Below are 16,493 nucleotides of genomic sequence, written 5' to 3' on the forward strand. Positions count from 1 at the left end.
CGACATTCAATGGCACCATGGCCAAGAAAACTCAAGATCCGTCACAGCCCGTTCCGCGGACAGCGCCTGCCGCGTGTCGCCGAGCCAGATGGTGCCAAATCTGTTGGTCGCAGGCACGCGGAGCAGCACGCAGAGAAGGTACTGCAACCCAATACGACGCAGCTCGGCATGCGCGTAATCCGGACGCCGGGCGGCGAACGGATCTGCGACAGGCTCGCCTGTCTGCTCGTACGGGTCTTGACACACATGTTTGCGGGCACGCGAAAGCCGAAGCGGCCAACCCGGTGTTCTTTGCCAACCAGGATGAGTTCGTCGGTGGCGGAATCGTAGAGGCTCGGTACCGCGACTTCGAAGCTAAAACGCGAGACGAGGATTTTCGGATTTGCGAATAGATTAAGTCCATGGAACGAGCTGACAAGAAGGCTGCAGGCGGTCGCGGAAGTCTCTTTATCCCTCGCCATGCGGCGTTTGTCGGTCAAGTCACGGACGACCCGCCATAATCATGTTGCGGCCACTGACCTCGTGTACGAGCGAGTTTTCCGCAATTCAGTTCAGCGCGTCTTTGCGCAGGTGTACCCATTCAAAATTTTGCGGTCTTCTGGCGGGTAGCGGCGATGGCGGCCAAGTTTCGAACAGCGGCATCGGCGATAGCAGGCGGGCACCGACGGGCGGTGGCCGATGATGTCATCGTACTCGCAGCCAAGATCGCGAGCGTGCATCGTTGCACTCCCGGAACAGGTCATCCGCAGGCAGGAAGCTGTCGGCGGAGCGGGCCAGAATTGTACGTTACTTTCTCTTCGCTCTCCCACCGTTTGCGACTGATCTGCGCTTGCCGAGTTGAGCAGCCGCACGGTTTCAATCTTGCGGCAGGTCGGCGAAAGATTTCGAGATGCACTGGAAGACATCGGCCGTCAGGCGCTTACCGTTGGCCGGGATCGTCACAGTTGATATTTCCGAAAGCGGCTGACCCGTGCTCGAAGTACATTGGGACGTAGACCGGGTCCATCGGATCCCAGTCATCACCGGGCATGGCCGGCGGCCCGGAACTCGCTATGCGCTCCAATAGCTTCTTGCAGCCGCTCGGCCTTGATGAAGTTGAGCGGCCTTTTGAACTCGTCGGAATTGATTCAGGTACATCCCGCGCGCGTTCCGGACGCCGGCGGCGGTTTGCTGCACGGGATCGGCGATGTCTTCGTCGCAAACGCCGCAGAGCTGGCGTCAACGATTTCGAAAGTGTCAAACAGGTAAACGACGGCGGAGGCCCAGCCTGCCGCTCCGGCATCGGCAACGGTCTGCAGGATGGGTGAAAGTCGCGGGACTCTTCAATGGCGACGCCGGCGCGGAGCAGTCGCGCCAGTTTATCTGCGGCTGACTTCAAGCTGTTGGGCATACTCGTCAGGTACATTAGAGCGGGTCGAAGCGCCCTGCTCGTCCGTGATGCGTTGGACTTCGGGTCTTCAAGCTCGGCCATGCGCTGCAAGAGGCGGGGATTCGGACAGAAGGTCTTCGCGGCAAACTTCGGACGCAGTCCCGCCTGTTTCCGGGCGTAGGGCCGGGAACAGGGCTGGAAGAGATTGCCGCGTCGTCGTGGTATGGGGGCTGATTGATCCATTGACCAAGGGAGTTTCAAGTGAGATTCCCGTGACCTGAACCCTCGAGTGCAAATCTATGGTTCCTCTGGAATGGGGCGGCTGCGGATCGGCCCGAACTGGGGACATGCCGAGACGTTTGCACTATGGAATGCTATAGCAATATGGGGCGATGAGCGTTAAATTGTTGACTATTGCGGTGCGATTCATACGAAAAAAATCTTCGCGTCGGTCAGACCGGAACTTGCGCTGGGGCAGGAGATAGGCCATAATGCGAGTTATACATGATGCGGACCCGCAGTCAGCGGCGAAGGTGATTGAAACTCTGGAGATACGATGCTGCCTACAGGATTGTTTATTACTATTTGGTTTTCTCTTTGGTCAATCGGCGGCATGGGCCACGGTCGGTGGTTCAGGACAGGCGGTTCAGGCAGTTTTGCCGGCGATTCCCAGTCGTTTTTGCGGGTCGGCAAGACGTGGTGACAGCCTCTGTTGCGGCCACGAACCACGATTACACGCCATTCAACTGCGGAATTGATGTACCGGAGAGACTACTACGGGGAGACCATGGACTTCGCCGGAGCGTCAGCCAGGCTGGGTGCATATGAACGGCGGTGAGGCGGTGCATGAGCTGCCGGGTGCTCCGGAAGTACCGCGTATTGTCCGCGATCATGATTGACACGGCCAGGGCAATTATCGGTTTAATGTGCGATCTGGTTTTCGACCTCCACCCTTCCCTACCCGCCCGCGCCGCACTTGCCGTTGGCGGAAGGCGCCAACGCTCTGGATGAAACGGTAGCGCTGCGCGCCCGGAATTCTGAGCCATAACGATTGGTATCCGGCCAATGTCGTGGAGGTCTCGGAACCGGCGACCATAAGGGACGTACGGGTTTGTGCTTGTGACTATCAATCCGGTTCAGGTAAATCCGGTGACACGCGAGGTTAGAACGTATTCACGTGGATGTTACGCTGCAAAACGTAGGAGGGCGCAGGCGTCAACTAGAACTGACTCACGTCCGGAATATCTGTCACCGAGCTCAAGGAGTTGTACCGAACGTTCCGAGGTTGAGGGGCAGTTCGCTTGACGCCCCGCCCGTGATGCCGGGCCGCCATCTTTATCTCACGATCCGAACGCGACTGTCTTGGCCCCGTGCAAGCGCTGGTGGATTAGCGCCGTAAGCGGGCTATGGCAGTCACATTGCCACGACGACGCAAGACCGGAACATCGGCGACCAGCATCCGCACCTATATCCAAAATCAGTTTGACAGCGGCAAGGCGCCTGGAATACGTGACGTTGGTAGGCGACCCGGATGCGCGGCACCACACGCCCTGGCAACGGGGACCCTGGACAATACGTATGCAACGATCGGGGACATCAATCCTGATCCGGTAACCGGATATCGCGGTGGGCCGCCTCCCCTCCGCCGGCAATTTGAATTTGCAGACGATGATTGAACATCATCAGTTATGAATCGGATCCGTATGGCCGGACGGATGGTTTTGAGGCGGGCATGTTGCGCGGCGCATACTCTGGTAGGTGCCGTCCAATCCGTCAACGAAGCAGTATATGCGACAACCCATAACACCAGGCGGCCGACAGTAGATTTCGACGTGTTTGAAGGCGGCATGAGAACGCCGACGCTGGAAGCGCGATTGGAAGCCGGGTTTGCGTGTTCAATGACCGCATGTCGTGGATTGCGAGTTCAACTCGGGCCGGTTGGTAGGTGTGGCGGTGAACGAGCGTTGGCCGTTTACGTGGGTTGTCACCTGCGCTACGGGGGTACGTTTGGCGGCGACGCTTCGCTGAATGAGGACTTTGTGCGCGGCGGCCATTCGATCGCTGCGTTGGCATGTCGGGGGCAGGCGCGCACTCGCGATACAATAATATTCTCGACGGCGGCGGCATGCGGAGCCTTTCGCTGGACGCACGGGGAAACTAGGATGCATTGATCGGCGCGAAGCTCGAGGTATACCGCAGCTATTGGTCCGGTCGGCGGCGGCTCGGAACAGGGTGACGTTACGAAGATTTCGCGGCGTAGTTGCAACCTGACAGGGCGACCCGGGTGTGCCGGTGTACCCTTGATACGCCGCACATCTTGACGCGGTAGTGCATCCGGCTTCGATTACCCGCGGCACGACAATATCGGCATCACGGTGAGCGCGGGCGGAAATCCCGTGGCTAACCTTTGGTCGGCCTGACGAAAGGTGCGGAGACCTTCGCTCGCGGTTATACGGATGCCAACAGACGGATCAATCTCGCCGTGGGCACGCCGACGACCGGGACCATGAACATCGTAGTGTCCGGGAAAGGAACCTAAGGCCTACGTTTCGACCATCAATGTGATAAACGTGGGCGCGTCGTTGAAAATCGTTCAGCAACATTACTAATGTTGGCGACAACGTCAGCCCGGAACAAATCGGTGACAATAACGATATTTTGAACCCGGGCAGGACGGTTGATCTCCAGTATCGTCTGCAGAACACCGGGACATCAACACGGTTACCAGGCATTACGGGAACGTTGACCAGCTCGTCGCCGGGCGTCACGATCGTTTCCCGGGTTCAGACCTATCAACATCAGGTCGGCGCTGCAGCGGCGAGAGCGCGGCCTACCGCATCGGGGTCGGCGGTATTCCACCACGAACCGGTTGTGCTGTACCAGAATTTGGCTTCGTCGGCGGGAACGCAGTCAGTGCGCGTTGATTTGACGCCCGACGCCGCCAGTGCTGCTTTTCTGCCAGCGCGGCCTACACCGACAGTAACAACCCGCCTCGATCCAGGTGACTCCGGTAATTTCACGGTCACCTGTCGAATGACGGATCGGCGGGCTTGAGCAGCGCCGCAGGGGTTTTACCCGTTCACTGTCGAGGCTATGTTGCGGTCAGTGACTCATTGAAGCACCACGGAAACGTCAATGTTCGGCGTGACGGCAGTAAAGAGCAATCCCTACGTCATAACGGCGGTCAGCCATGCACCAGGAGCATGCAAGTGCCAATGCAACTGGTGGTCACTGACGCGAACGGTGTTCGCGATTCCGTGACGTTCTTGCAGACGATTGGCCTCGCAACGCCGACCAGCGCTACCGGGCCGGGCGTACGGCCACATTGCGTATGAATGGCGACTTGCAGCCTGCCGGGGCAGCGCCGCTTTACGATTGGATTAGGGATCGCTCCCGGCTTGGGAGGCACGGGCCAGTCGTTGGGCTTCACCGACGGGGTGAAGATCAGGACGACATGACGACGCACATATTTGCCCTTCACGTTTCCTACTATGTTCAGGACTACGACACGATTACGATCTGCTCCAACGGATGGTTTCGTTCGGCGACCACGCAGATTGATTACCGAAAATCCCACATGGGATCGCCGCTCGGTCCGCCAGACAGATCGCGGCTTACTGGGATGACCTGATCATGCCGAGGCGTGGCCAACTGGCGGCGTGTACCTCACGGACGAGTCGCCAACGGTCGCGTGATTATCAGTGGGAGGTGCGGTGTTTGTGGGCCAGTGGCACGGCACCGCAGACGTTCCAGGTGATTCTGTATGATCCATCTCGGGCTATCCGGGCCCGACGGGCGACAACAAGATTATGGTCCAGTATCAGGACGTGAACCCGCACGCCAAACCCATTTCGTTTGACAACGATTATGCGACGGTGGGCATCCAGGGATATCAATCACATCCGGACTGGAAATTTGCTACTGGAACGCCGACACCGGGTTCCAACAACCTTGGCGGACAGGGCGGGCCGCTATGTTCACTACGGATATCACTGGGGCAATTGACCCGACGTTTGCGCTTTATTATCGCCCAATGGCGGCGAATTATGGCAACAGATTCCACGTTCGTTGACCCAACGGGCACCGGGCCTCGTGACCGGAAACGTGAACATTGATCTACTTCGCGCAATGGTGCGGGCGGCCCGTGGAGCTCGTTGGCCGAACCAATACGACGGAATGACGGTCAATTCACTTGGGTAATGAACGTTGCATCGTCGGCGGCCTGCGGAATTCGTGTTACCTCGGTGGACACGCCGGATTCCCACGGACCCAAGGGTCCCGCAGGCTTACAATCGCCTCCGTGGTCGTATTGATGTCAGGTCGTTCGGAGCGGCGCTCCCGGTTTGGACAGAAGAAGGCGGCGGTGGGCTGGAGCAGGCAATGGCACGTCAGTGTTGAGCAGGCCAGAACCGGAACGCATTCCTACAAGTGCGGCGATACTGGCACCGGCACGTATGCCAATCTACAGGACGCGCGCCTGATTTCGCCCATCCTTACTGCGCTACCCTCAGACGTTGTGCTCGAATTCTGGCATACGATTGACTCGGAGGTTTCCACGGCCTCTCCGGACTCGGCCTATGACGGCGGTTGGCTGGAGGATATCCGTGAATGGCGGCGCCACGACGATCACTCCGGCGGAAGGTTACCCCCAAGACTAACACGTCGGTCGGCGGGAGCGCAACCCGTATTCTGGGTCAGTTGCCCGGTCAACCGTGCTACGCGGGCACAATCTGGGAGTGGGCGGGCATTTTGATCTGGCGGCATTTGCAGGCAGCGACGTGCAATTGCGCTGGCGCTTCGGGTCAGATGCGGGGTCAATCGCGAAGGATGGTATGTGGACGACGTGCAGGCCTATCATATCGGCTCGATCGCTGCGGTGCATGTGCCGACCGGGCTGACCGTGCAGGTGTCTGGCAGCGACGTTTATTCTGCGGTGGGACGATGACGATGTTCGATTCCCGCCGTCTCCACTAAAAAGCCCCCTGTTAAACTGTGAATTTCATAGAGCGACAAAGGGGTCATTTGGTATCTTCTTTTGTCAAAGAATTGTCAAAAGAATAGATTGTAACGGAGTTCACATGGCGACTATCTACAAAAAGAGGAAAAATTCTGGCAGCGCAGTTCAGCCAAAATGGGGAAACTGATGCAGCGTTCGCTTGGAGTCACTTCAAAGAAGCTCGCCGAGGTTAAGCTGGGTGAAATCATTTCGGAACTTGGAACTCGGAATTGTCCAGATTAGGCAAGCACTCGATCAGCAATGAATGGGCCTTCCAGCTCTTTCAAACCGAGGTGCTGGACAAGGAGGTCACCGCCATGGCGTAAACGGCAAATGCAGCATTTGATGCACTTTCAAACTTGGATCGAGAATGTCGCCAAGGCGAACTTCTCGGACTTGAGGACCGCCGAGATCGACGAGTTTGTGGCATCGCGACGGCCTTTGATTTCCTGACAAAACCTGGAACGACGAACTGGCGACCCTGAAGATGTTCTACAAGTGGGCGGAAGAACGCGAATACATCCGAAAGAATGCTGCAACCGGGGTCAAACGCTACAAGGTCGATCCCAGGCGGTCCGAATCTTCACAAAGGACGAAATCGCCTAATTACGAAGCATGCCACTACCTATCAGTTGCCGTTCTATTCGCTATTGTTGACGACCGGACTGCGCGACGGCGAGTTGCGCAACTTGGGTGGTCAGAAGTCGATTTTGAAAACGGACTGATTTTCGTGCGCATCAAGAAGAGCTGGCAACCCAAGACAAGGCGTGGCCAGGCCCGTTCCCATGGCGAAAGCCCGCGAAATACTCCACGGGCTTCCTCGACGGGGTTCATATACGTGTTTACAACTGCGAACGGCAAGGCGTGGGCTCCGCCCCGGCAGCCATGGTGCGATTTGTGACCGAATCTACAGAAGGAAGGAATCGACCTTAGGGGTCAGGTTTCGCTGCACACGTTCCGGCACACGTTTGCGACGGTTTGCCTAATGAGCGGCATTGATATCAAAGTCGTTTCAGAATACCTTGGTCACACCAGCGTTAAGATGACCGAGAAGTACCTTCACCTCTTGCCCGAGCACAAATCGCGCGAAATGCAGAAAGTCAATTTTCAAGGCCTTTTGGCGGGCGGCCACGGCGCTTAGGCTTTGCTGCCGTCAATCTTTCACTTCTTCCGGTTCGAATCTCAACGATCCCCCGACCTTACGGCAGGGGATTTTGTTTTGGGACGCCCAGCGGTAAACGGACTGGACGGCGACGCGAAGATATGCCGCTACGTCGTCGACCGTCCAGAGCGACTCCGTAGCTGTCAAATTGGGCGCATGTGACAATAGATTTTGGGCTTTTCCCATTCAGGATCCCTTTCTGTTTAGCTAAATTGATGAACTATTATTGAATCGTAACGAATTCTGAGTCGCTTTCTCTACGGTTGGTTGAGCCATCATGTCTCGCGTTTCGTTCGCATGTCTTTTCCCGCAATCGCGAATCCATTTGCAAGAGACTTGACTCGTGATATGAATCCGTTCTTTTCGTCGTTCTCGATGTTAGGCATTACGAGCTTTCCAAGTTGCGCGAGCGTGTGGTTCGACGACAGGCAGAATATCGAGTCACCCTGGTTCCAGATAGCGTTCAGCAATGCGATTGTGGATGATGTCATAAATTCAGGCGGACTTTCTCCCGGCGTGAAGTCCTCAAGCACGATTAGCTTGTAGGTCGCTATTTCGTTCTCGATGTTTTGGCCGAGTGGCCTGTCTTCTGGTTTCTCTTTCCAGCTTTGGTTGATCCTTCTGCGTAGGTCGTTCCCGTCCAGCCAAATTACGCTGTCACCGTTCCAAAGGAAGCGGTTGGCCAGCGCTGCAAGGTATGTCTTGCCCGTGCCGGTAGGCCCGTACAGCGCAAGGCCTGGCCCTGAGTAACCTTTCCTGCCCATCTGTCGTGCATGCTCAAGCGCTTGTTTCTGTCCGGGTGTTGGTGTGAATCGGGATAGACTGACATCGCGGTAGATATTGGGAATGCCAATCTTCTCCTGCATACTGCGGAATTGGCTGAGTTGCGTTGATCCCGCCTTCGCCAAAATATAATCAAAGCAGTCTGGGCAAACCGAGTCGCTGCAATGTGTTTTTTCGCCACAGTGCTTGCAGGTGTATCTTGTCCAATATCCGTCTTCGTTGTCGCTGGGGTCAATCTTGAACTCTTCGACGACTTCGGCGATTGTCTTAGTGACATTGCCCCGACTCGTCGTCACGTCCAATGTCTCTGTATTTAGCTGAGTTGAACTTATCGTCATATCCGCCCTCCATGATCTTTGTGAACATCTTCGGCGCAATGGCCGCGTCGAAATCAACTACCCAGTCCGTCTTTTCGCCACGAAGAAACGGCGAGGCGCGAATCTTGTCTAAGAACAAGTCGAAGTCAAAGAGCTTAGAATTCATGCGGGCCTTCAAGGCTCGCTTGCGCCTTTCGGTCATTTCCTTGACCATCGAGATCGCCGGGATGTCTGCGGCCATGGCGTTCCACTTGGCCTTGTACAGGTTCCAATCAATCTGCTCTTTTTGGACATGGTTGTCTAAATCTGCTGGATCAAAAGCTTGAAACAATTCACCGTCCGACTCCTGCACGTCAACTAGTCGGTTGACAACTACTTCTCCGATAGGAGAAGTAGTCTTATCATTTTCTTCATCTTCATCTCTATCTTTACTCTTATCTCTTATCTCTTTACTCTTGCTTGCAAGTGACTTAGAAGAGACTTGCAAGTTCCTTGTGTGGTTATCTCGTTTTTTCAATAGATTAGGTATGCTTACTGGGGACACAACAAACGCCGCACTTCTCTGTTTCTGAGAACGATGTTCTGCAGTTCTGAGATAGAACATTGAGGTATGTTCGGAACTTCTGAGGCTTAGTAGAGAGCGCCGAGCACCAATCTTTGAGCGGGAGTTCGAGGCGGCAACGGTCGGTATCGTCCATTTTTTCGGCGACCATTTCCAGTATCGTGAACCACCATCCGATACCCTCAAAGCCGAACAGTGCGCGTATTGCGGCAAGGCCCTCGGATCGATTAGCATCCGTTTCGTGCTTAAACCACTTCAAGCGAAGACTCCCTTTTCGTATGCCGCCTGCCAATTCGCATCCCGCCAGCTTGGCCCAAGTTACAGTTCGTCATCGTCTTCGTCTTTATCGGCGCAAACAAAAATAACCTCCAGCTTGTTGTGTTCAGTACTGAGCCCAATCCGGCCAGCTTTGGTGCGGTTCAGAATCCCTTTCATCCTGATTCTCACGTCGATCAACGCGCGGTCTTGGGCATTGACGCCATTCAAGGCTGCGTCCCAAAGCAGTTCGTCAAGTAATTGTTCACGTGCCACCAAGACTCTAAAGTAGAGGTCCGGTAACTGTCGTAGTTGATTAGTGCTCCTGTAACCCCGGGACGCTCAGGCCAAAGTGATCAGCAATCTGCTGAATAGTCTTCTGCGGGTTGTCGGGCCAGTATTCAGAAATTCGCGTCTGCAAACTCTCCGTAAATACCGGCCGAGAAGATGGCTTCGCGCGTGGAGTCCTTACCGAGGTCATAACTTATTTTTTTACAATATTTATGCGACGCATTCGCTTCCGCTCATTCAAAAAAAATGCCCCACCAAAACGGGAGGGGCATATCGCTTAGTGGTCCGCAATAGCTTGCCGCTGGCTAACGACAATGTCCGGACATTTAACGATTGAAAAAGAGCTTTCAGTGGCGGCCTTTTGGGGGTCTTGCAATATTCAGTCGTATCATGCCTCTTTGTAATGCTTCAATCAGGCTTCCCTTACCGTAAGCGGGGTTCTTGATTCCATTGCTTTTGAAAATGTCGGCGAATTTTCGCTTCCGATGTCGCCAATGGCTTCTTCCATTAATTTTCTGCCGCGAACTGATATCTGCCCAGCTCGCCAATACACGTGGAGGAGCTTTACGATTTTCCTCTGCTGCTCCGAAAAAGTAAATTCAATATTCCCACCATTCGTCTGCCAAATGACCTTTCGATAGTCATCTATGACCACCAATTGACCTTCTCCGAAATAGGTGAGGGCAAAGTCATCGAACACAGCCTCATTCCCCCGCATTGACGCATATTCCTCGAGCGTTTCTCGAATTTGTTGCTCGATCACTTTTGCACTCTTCCCAGCCGTCCTGTACCTAATTACCAATTCACGGTCCCACTCCGTTTTCATCGAAAACGATTGGCGCCTGCAATCCGCTAAGTGACAGAATTGGGGCCTGAAGGCTCCTTTCCGCAATCACCTGCAAGTTCTTTCCCCGGCCCATGGCTACAAAGGCAAAGTAATTTAGGTCTTCTTTGGAGGTTGACGGCCATTCCGTCCGCGCCAGTCGAGTTAGGATTTTGGCCTCCTTTGAAACTGATCCTATGACTTTGCGATTCGCTTTGGCGGCTGGGAAAGCGATATCAAAGCAGCCGCAAGCCTCGAGCCCCGTCCAACCAAGGTTTGGCAATGCCGGCTGCAAGCGACTTGTGCTTTCCACTTATAAAACGCATGCTCCCGGTCCATTAGGAATTCAATATGCTCAAGGGTGAATATTTCCGCTGTCAATGCTGCATAGTCTTTAAACACATCTGATGGTTTGTCGAGCTTAAGGGCCGCCCGGCAGATTTTGACCGCTTCTTGCTTTAGTTTGAAAAGACTGGGCCGCAATTCAGCAATCCGTTTTTCGTCTTCGTTCGATAAGAATGGCATTGGCCATGCCGTGTCATAAGTGCCAACATTGATAGCCTGCCCCCCTATCGGTATTCGAAAGTAAACTTGTGATCCTGTCGGGAAACCGAGTGGTCTGGCAATGAGGTCGATGAGTCGTTTGCTCGCTGTTTGCTCGGATGCTCCACTTGGATAAATCTGGAGACTCGGGCCAACCTCGGCAATATCCCATTGATATTTGACAGATACACGGCCATGGGAGCGACTCTTATGGCTAACTGCAACGGGGAGTTTTGTAAAAAATAGATTGCCAAATATCGCTTCGAAGGTATCCGGAGCAATTCCCTTTGTTGTTGGGTACCCTTCGGCGACCAGATCAACTCGATTTTCGTCAAGGAACTGTCTAAGTGATGCCAAGGTGCCATCCATATTTTCAAGGGCATCGAGATTATCATCATTCAAGAACCGCGCGCCGAGACGATAACAGTAGTCAAGTTCTTTTGGGTCGCTGGATTCAAACACACTTTCTAAGAATTTTGGCTTGAGAAATCGGCACGCTTGACCGATTAAGGTTGTTAGTCTGTCAACACTAATCCCATATCTTGCAAAGCGTTCCGCTTGTTGAACGAGCCACTGCTCGTCAAGGTTATTCTCCGAGCACATTGGCCTGCGATACTTAAGATTCGGTCGGCCTCGCGTTGCTTAGGGGTGCGATTGCCAGTCACGTTTAAGCCTTTCTCGACAAGGATTCCATTCCGTTTTGGAACGCCATCAGTTTTTTCTGAAGTACCGCGTCCTGCCGCTATTGCGTTTCTCCGTAAGTTACTTAAATTAAAGAAACAATCAAGGATGCAGAGTTCTGATAAAGAATGGGCAAGTCACGACTTTCTAATCCTTTGTTTTTTGTGCAATTCAACAATAGTACGCCAAAACCACTCATGCTTGGTTGACGATTGGCGCGGTAACCCAACCTCGCCAGACATCAGTCAAGTGAATTCCCTCTATCGATGACAAACTTCTCCGAAAAAGCGTCCTTTATCTGGTCGGTGGCAGAGCTCCTGCGCGGCCCGTACCGCCCGAACCAGTACAAAGACGTTATGCTGCCGATGACGGTGCTGCGGCGGCTGGACTGTGTTCTGGAGCCAACCAAGGACAAGGTCTTGGACAAATACAAGGAGCTGAAGGGCGGGAAGGTGACGAACCTCGACCCGCTTCTGAACCGAGTCTCCGGGCAACCGTTCTACAACACCAGTAAGTTCACATTCGAGAAGCTCAAAGGGGATCCCAACAACGTTGCGGCCAACTTGACGAACTACATCAAGGGGTTCTCAAGTCGTGCACGGGATATTCTTGACCATTTCGGCTTTGAGGAACGCATTGCCAAGCTGGACAAGGCTGACAGGCTATTCCTGCTGGTGCAGAAGTTCAGCGAAATTGATCTGCATCCCAAAGCTGTCTCCAATTTGGAGATGGGCTACATCTTCGAGGAGCTGATTCTAAACGCTCTTTGATCCGGCGGCAGGGACAGGCGGCATGCTCTCGGTATCTGAAGAGTACTTGCGCGAGCTAAACCCCGATGCTCGCTTGGAGTTGTTTGCTCAAGACTACAATGAGCAATCCTACGCGGTTTGCGGTTCGGATATGATGATTAAGGGGCAGAGTCTGGACAATATCCGGTTCGGGGATAGTTTTACGGCTGACCACTTTCCGACGCATCGGTTTGACTACCTCTTGGCTAATCCGCCGTTTGGCGTTGAGTGGAAGCCACAGCAGAAGGCGATTGAGCGGGAGCACGAGGAGCAGGGGTTCGGAGGGAGGTTTGGGGCGGGGTTGCCGCATCAGTGACGGGGCGTTGTTGTTCATTTGCACATGATCAGCAAGATGAAGCCTATCAAGGACGGTGGAACACGGCTGAGCATTGTATTTAACGGCTCTCCCCTGTTCACTGGGTCGGCAGGATCGGGAGAGTCTGAGATTCGCAAATGGATCATCGAAAACGATTGGCTCGAAGCCATCGTCGCGCTGCCGGACCAGTTGTTCTACAACACGGGAATCTCGACCTATTTGTGGATCGTGACGAACCGCAAGGCGAAACCGCGCAAGGGGAAAATTCAGTTAATCAACGCGACAGGGTTTTTCCAGAAGATGCGCAAGAGTCTTGGGAACAAGCGCAATGAAATCGGACCTAACCACATTGCCGAAATCACCAAGCTGCATGGGGCTTTCAAAGAGGGCGAGTTTGTCAAGATTTTCGACAATCAGGATTTTGGATATTCACGGATCACGGTTGAGCGGCCCCTGCGGTTGAGTTTTGCGGTGACAGAGGAGCGGCTGGCCAAACTGCGCGAAGCATCGGCTTTTGCGAATTTGGCTGAGAGCAAGAAGCGCAAGGATACGAAGACTGCACAGCAGGAAATCACCGAGGGCAAGCGACAGCAGGAGGAGATTCTCAAAGCTCTCAAGACGCTTGAATCCAAAGGCGTTGTCAAGAGTCGAGAGCAATTCAGCGAACTGCTGTCGGCGGCTCTCAAGAAGGCCAAACTCGCGTTGCCCGCGCCGATTGTGAAGGCCATTATGTCGTCACTCTCCGAGCGTGACGAAACGGCGGAGATTTGCCGTGACAGCAAGGGAAATATTGAGACGGACGCGGATTTGCGCGACAATGAGAACGTGCCGCTCAAGGATGATATCAAGACCTACTTTGCGCGCGAGGTGCTGCCGCATGTGCCGGATGCGTGGATTGACCACAGCAAGACCAAGGTCGGGTACGAAGCCAACTTCAACCGCTATTTCTATAAGTATGTCCCGCCGAGACCGTGGGAAGTGATTGACGCGGAGCTGGAGGCGATTGAGAACGAGATTGCGAATATGCTGAAGCGGGTGACGGAATGAGCGAGCAAAACAACCGTCCGGAGCCGAAGTCTGATATCCTGTTGTATGAGACTGACGATGGAAAAACAGCGGTTCGGGTGATGTTAGAAGGGGGAAACGGTGTGGCTGTCACAAGCCGACATTGCGGATCTCTATCAAATCTCTGTTCCTACCGTAAATTCACATATTAAAGCCATTTACGAAGATGGAGAACTGCTCGAAGGGGCAACTATTAGGAATTATCTAATAGTTCGAAGCGAAGGAGATCGGCAGGTCCAGCGCCCGATTTTCTACTACAATCTGGATATGATTCTTGCCGTAGGATATCGCGTCAGATCTCTGCGGGGAATTCTCTTCAGGAAGTGGGCTTCCGAGCGTCTGAAAGAGTACATCGTCAAGGGCTTCACGATGGACGATGAGCGGCTCAAGGGTGGGCGCGGTTTCGCCGACCACTTCGATGAACTGCTTGAGCGAATACGTGATATTCGCGCCAGCGAAGCTCTTGTCTATCAGAAGATTCGAGACATCTTCAAATTAGCTTCGGATTACCAAGCAGGCGAAACGGAAACTCAGGCATTCTTTGCCCGCATGCAGAACCGGACTATCTATGCCGCTACGCACAAGACCGCTCCGGAGTTGATTCGCTCCCGTGCAGACGCGAACAAGCCTAACATGGGCGTCATGACCTTTAAGGGCAAGGTGGTGCGTAAACAGGACGTGACGATTGCCAAGAACTACTTGGATGAACGGGAGATTGATACGCTCAATCGGATTACCGTAATGTTCTTGGATCAAGCCGAGTTTCGCGCACAGCGGCGACAGAGTATTCGCATGTCCGATTGGGAACCGGCTTTGATGGACTTTCTGCGGCAGAACGAACTTCCGGTGCTCGACTCGCCCGGCTCGGTTAGCCACGACGCGGCGGAAGATTGGTCACGCACCCAATACGATCAGTTTGAACAGCGTCGGCGCGACGAAGCCGATGCGGCAGCCGAGGCGCGATACATTGAGGACTTGAAGCAGACGGCGAAAGTGATTGAAGAAAAAAGCAAGCAGGCCAATACTGAAGCAAAGCCGAAGCAGGCCGCGAAGCGCAAGGGGAAAGGCGAATGAAATACAATCCCTATCCCAAATACAAAGACTCGGGGATTGAATGGATTGGAAGCGTGCCTGAGGGGTGGGAGACCATAGCTGTCTGGCTTCTCTTTTCCATTGGACGCGGACGTGTAATAAGCAACGAAGAGATTGGAGAGCACCCGGGAGAATATCCTGTTTACTCCTCACAAACTGAAGATAACGGCGTCCTCGGCTACATAGACTCATATGAGTTTGAGGGTGACTATCTTACTTGGACAACAGACGGAGCAAATGCGGGCACGGTGTTTAAGCGTTCTGGGAAGTTTTGTTGTACCAACGTATGCGGCACATTGTTACCAAAACGAGAGATTTCTCTTTCATTCTTCCAATATGCAATCGACAGAGCTACCTCATGGCATGTTAGGCACGATATTAACCCGAAATTGATGAACAATGTTATGGCATCAATTCGCGTTCAATTCCCCTCCCTTCCCGAGCAGCGCGCCATCGCCGCCTTTCTTGATCGTGAGACGGGGCGGATTGATGAGTTGATTGGGAAGAAGGAGCGGCAGATTGAACTCTTGCAGGAGAAGCGGCAGGCGCTGATCAGCCACGCCGTCACCAAAGGTCTCGATCCCAAAGCCAAGCTGAAAGACTCAGGGATTGAATGGCTGGGGATGGTGCCGGAGGGGTGGGCGGTGAAAAAGGTGAAGTACCTCGTACGATTCGTTAGTGGTGGAACTCCATCCACAACCACTGACAGGTATTGGGGTGGTGACATTCCGTGGGTCTCTCCAAAAGACATGAAGGTTAGAGTTGTAGTTGATGCGGAAGACCACATAACGACAGATGCTGTCCGTGAATCGGCAACTACGATGGTGCCGAAAGGTTCTGCGCTTATGGTTGTGCGTTCAGGGATTCTTGCTCATACTATTCCCATCGCAATTGCAGGACGAGATGTTGCTATCAATCAAGATTTGAAAGCATTGGTGGCTCGACAATCACAATTTGATTCCGATTTTCTTGTTTGGTATGTCGAAGGTAAGCAAGATGAACTCCTGACTCAATGGCGAAAGCACGGTGCAACAGTCCAAAGTCTTGAGCAAGAATTTATTGCCAACTACATGCTACCCGTACCTCCTATCAATGAGCAGAGAGCGATCGCACAGTTCTTGTTTCAACAGGCAGAATATTTTGACAAATTTGCCGGGAAGATCCGCTCTTCCATCGGGACGCTGCGCGAGTACCGGACAGCGTTGATTTCGGCGGCGGTGACGGGGAAGATTGATGTGAGGGGGGAGGTGTAGAGATGGGGAGAGTAAGGTTGAGTCTCCACAACTTCACAGGGAGTTACTCCCATCTTCAGGGAACTGTTGACCACCAGATAACACGGTGGGATATTTTCAGAGCAGTCTGGACAACTGGGGCCCTCGGATATGGTGACATGTTTAGTTATGGCTGGCGTTTGAATGCAAGACGTATCGGCAAGGCTTTGGACGCAAGC

Annotated in this window: 12 protein-coding genes and 3 pseudogenes; 5 read left to right on the plus strand and 10 right to left on the minus strand. The window is 53.7% G+C overall.

The window, feature by feature from the left end:
* Positions 1-6 precede the first annotated feature (6 nt).
* The 4 genes from IPH10_08550 to IPH10_08565 all read right to left on the minus strand — a co-directional run bounded on the left by IPH10_08550 (position 7) and on the right by IPH10_08565 (position 4,850).
* Entirely contained in the window at positions 7-246 is a 240-nt protein-coding gene (locus IPH10_08550; protein MBK6910961.1) for a hypothetical protein, read from the minus strand.
* 305 nt (positions 247-551) lie between these two features.
* Positions 552-719 (minus strand): hypothetical protein, encoded by a 168-nt coding sequence (locus IPH10_08555; protein MBK6910962.1) that lies wholly within the window; start codon positions 717-719, stop codon positions 552-554.
* A 3,448-nt stretch (positions 720-4,167) separates the two neighbouring features.
* Positions 4,168-4,389 carry a hypothetical protein gene (locus IPH10_08560; protein ID MBK6910963.1) on the minus strand — a complete coding sequence of 74 codons (222 nt, stop codon included), beginning with the start codon at positions 4,387-4,389 and terminating at the stop codon, positions 4,168-4,170.
* Positions 4,390-4,553: 164 nt separating this feature from the next.
* Positions 4,554-4,850, minus strand: coding sequence for a hypothetical protein (locus IPH10_08565; protein MBK6910964.1), 297 nt, complete (start codon positions 4,848-4,850; stop codon positions 4,554-4,556).
* Between the two features lie 831 nt (positions 4,851-5,681).
* On the opposite strand from IPH10_08565, the gene IPH10_08570 reads away from it, so the two are divergent.
* Positions 5,682-6,122, plus strand: coding sequence for a hypothetical protein (locus tag IPH10_08570; GenBank protein ID MBK6910965.1), 441 nt, complete (start codon positions 5,682-5,684; stop codon positions 6,120-6,122).
* Positions 6,123-7,281: 1,159 nt separating this feature from the next.
* Positions 7,282-7,506: pseudogene (locus IPH10_08575) on the plus strand (tyrosine-type recombinase/integrase).
* A gap of 12 nt (positions 7,507-7,518) precedes the next feature.
* Here IPH10_08575 and IPH10_08580 read toward each other — a convergent pair.
* The 6 genes from IPH10_08580 to IPH10_08605 form a co-directional block, all read right to left on the minus strand.
* Positions 7,519-7,674, minus strand: a complete 156-nt coding sequence (locus IPH10_08580; protein MBK6910966.1) for a helix-turn-helix domain-containing protein — start codon at positions 7,672-7,674, stop codon at positions 7,519-7,521.
* Positions 7,675-7,802: 128 nt separating this feature from the next.
* Complete coding sequence (locus IPH10_08585; protein MBK6910967.1) at positions 7,803-8,612, minus strand: ATP-binding protein; 810 nt, start codon at positions 8,610-8,612, stop codon at positions 7,803-7,805.
* The gene (locus IPH10_08590; protein ID MBK6910968.1) at positions 8,578-9,144 is read right to left on the minus strand and encodes a hypothetical protein; all 567 of its coding nucleotides are present in this window, start codon (positions 9,142-9,144) and stop codon (positions 8,578-8,580) included. The genes IPH10_08585 and IPH10_08590 overlap by 35 nt, the downstream gene beginning before the upstream one ends.
* A gap of 363 nt (positions 9,145-9,507) precedes the next feature.
* Entirely contained in the window at positions 9,508-9,720 is a 213-nt protein-coding gene (locus tag IPH10_08595; protein MBK6910969.1) for a hypothetical protein, read from the minus strand.
* A gap of 427 nt (positions 9,721-10,147) precedes the next feature.
* A complete protein-coding gene (locus tag IPH10_08600) occupies positions 10,148-10,561 on the minus strand; it encodes a hypothetical protein (GenBank protein ID MBK6910970.1) in 414 nt (137 codons plus the stop codon).
* Positions 10,562-10,753: 192 nt separating this feature from the next.
* Entirely contained in the window at positions 10,754-11,704 is a 951-nt protein-coding gene (locus IPH10_08605; protein MBK6910971.1) for a hypothetical protein, read from the minus strand.
* A 344-nt stretch (positions 11,705-12,048) separates the two neighbouring features.
* Here IPH10_08605 and IPH10_08610 point away from each other — a divergent pair.
* From IPH10_08610 to IPH10_08620, 3 genes and pseudogenes are all read left to right on the plus strand, one after another.
* Positions 12,049-13,933: pseudogene (locus IPH10_08610) on the plus strand (N-6 DNA methylase).
* Positions 13,930-15,025: pseudogene (locus IPH10_08615) on the plus strand (virulence RhuM family protein). The pseudogenes IPH10_08610 and IPH10_08615 overlap by 4 nt, the downstream one beginning before the upstream one ends.
* Positions 15,022-16,296 carry a restriction endonuclease subunit S gene (locus IPH10_08620; GenBank protein MBK6910972.1) on the plus strand — a complete coding sequence of 425 codons (1,275 nt, stop codon included), beginning with the start codon at positions 15,022-15,024 and terminating at the stop codon, positions 16,294-16,296. Before IPH10_08615 ends, IPH10_08620 begins: the two are co-directional and overlap by 4 nt.
* Positions 16,297-16,493: the final 197 nt, after the last annotated feature.

Source organism: bacterium, from assembly GCA_016702305.1.
In the GTDB taxonomy this organism is placed as follows: domain Bacteria; phylum Electryoneota; class RPQS01; order RPQS01; family RPQS01; genus JABWCQ01.

Coding starts and splice junctions, on each gene's coding strand:
- IPH10_08570 (MBK6910965.1), top strand. CDS start 5,682: ATGTCAGGTCGTTCGGAGCGGCGCTCCCGGTTTGGACAGAAGAAGGCG.
- IPH10_08620 (MBK6910972.1), top strand. CDS start 15,022: ATGAAATACAATCCCTATCCCAAATACAAAGACTCGGGGATTGAATGG.
- IPH10_08600 (MBK6910970.1), bottom strand. CDS start 10,561: ATGAAAACGGAGTGGGACCGTGAATTGGTAATTAGGTACAGGACGGCT.
- IPH10_08555 (MBK6910962.1), bottom strand. CDS start 719: ATGCACGCTCGCGATCTTGGCTGCGAGTACGATGACATCATCGGCCAC.
- IPH10_08605 (MBK6910971.1), bottom strand. CDS start 11,704: ATGTGCTCGGAGAATAACCTTGACGAGCAGTGGCTCGTTCAACAAGCG.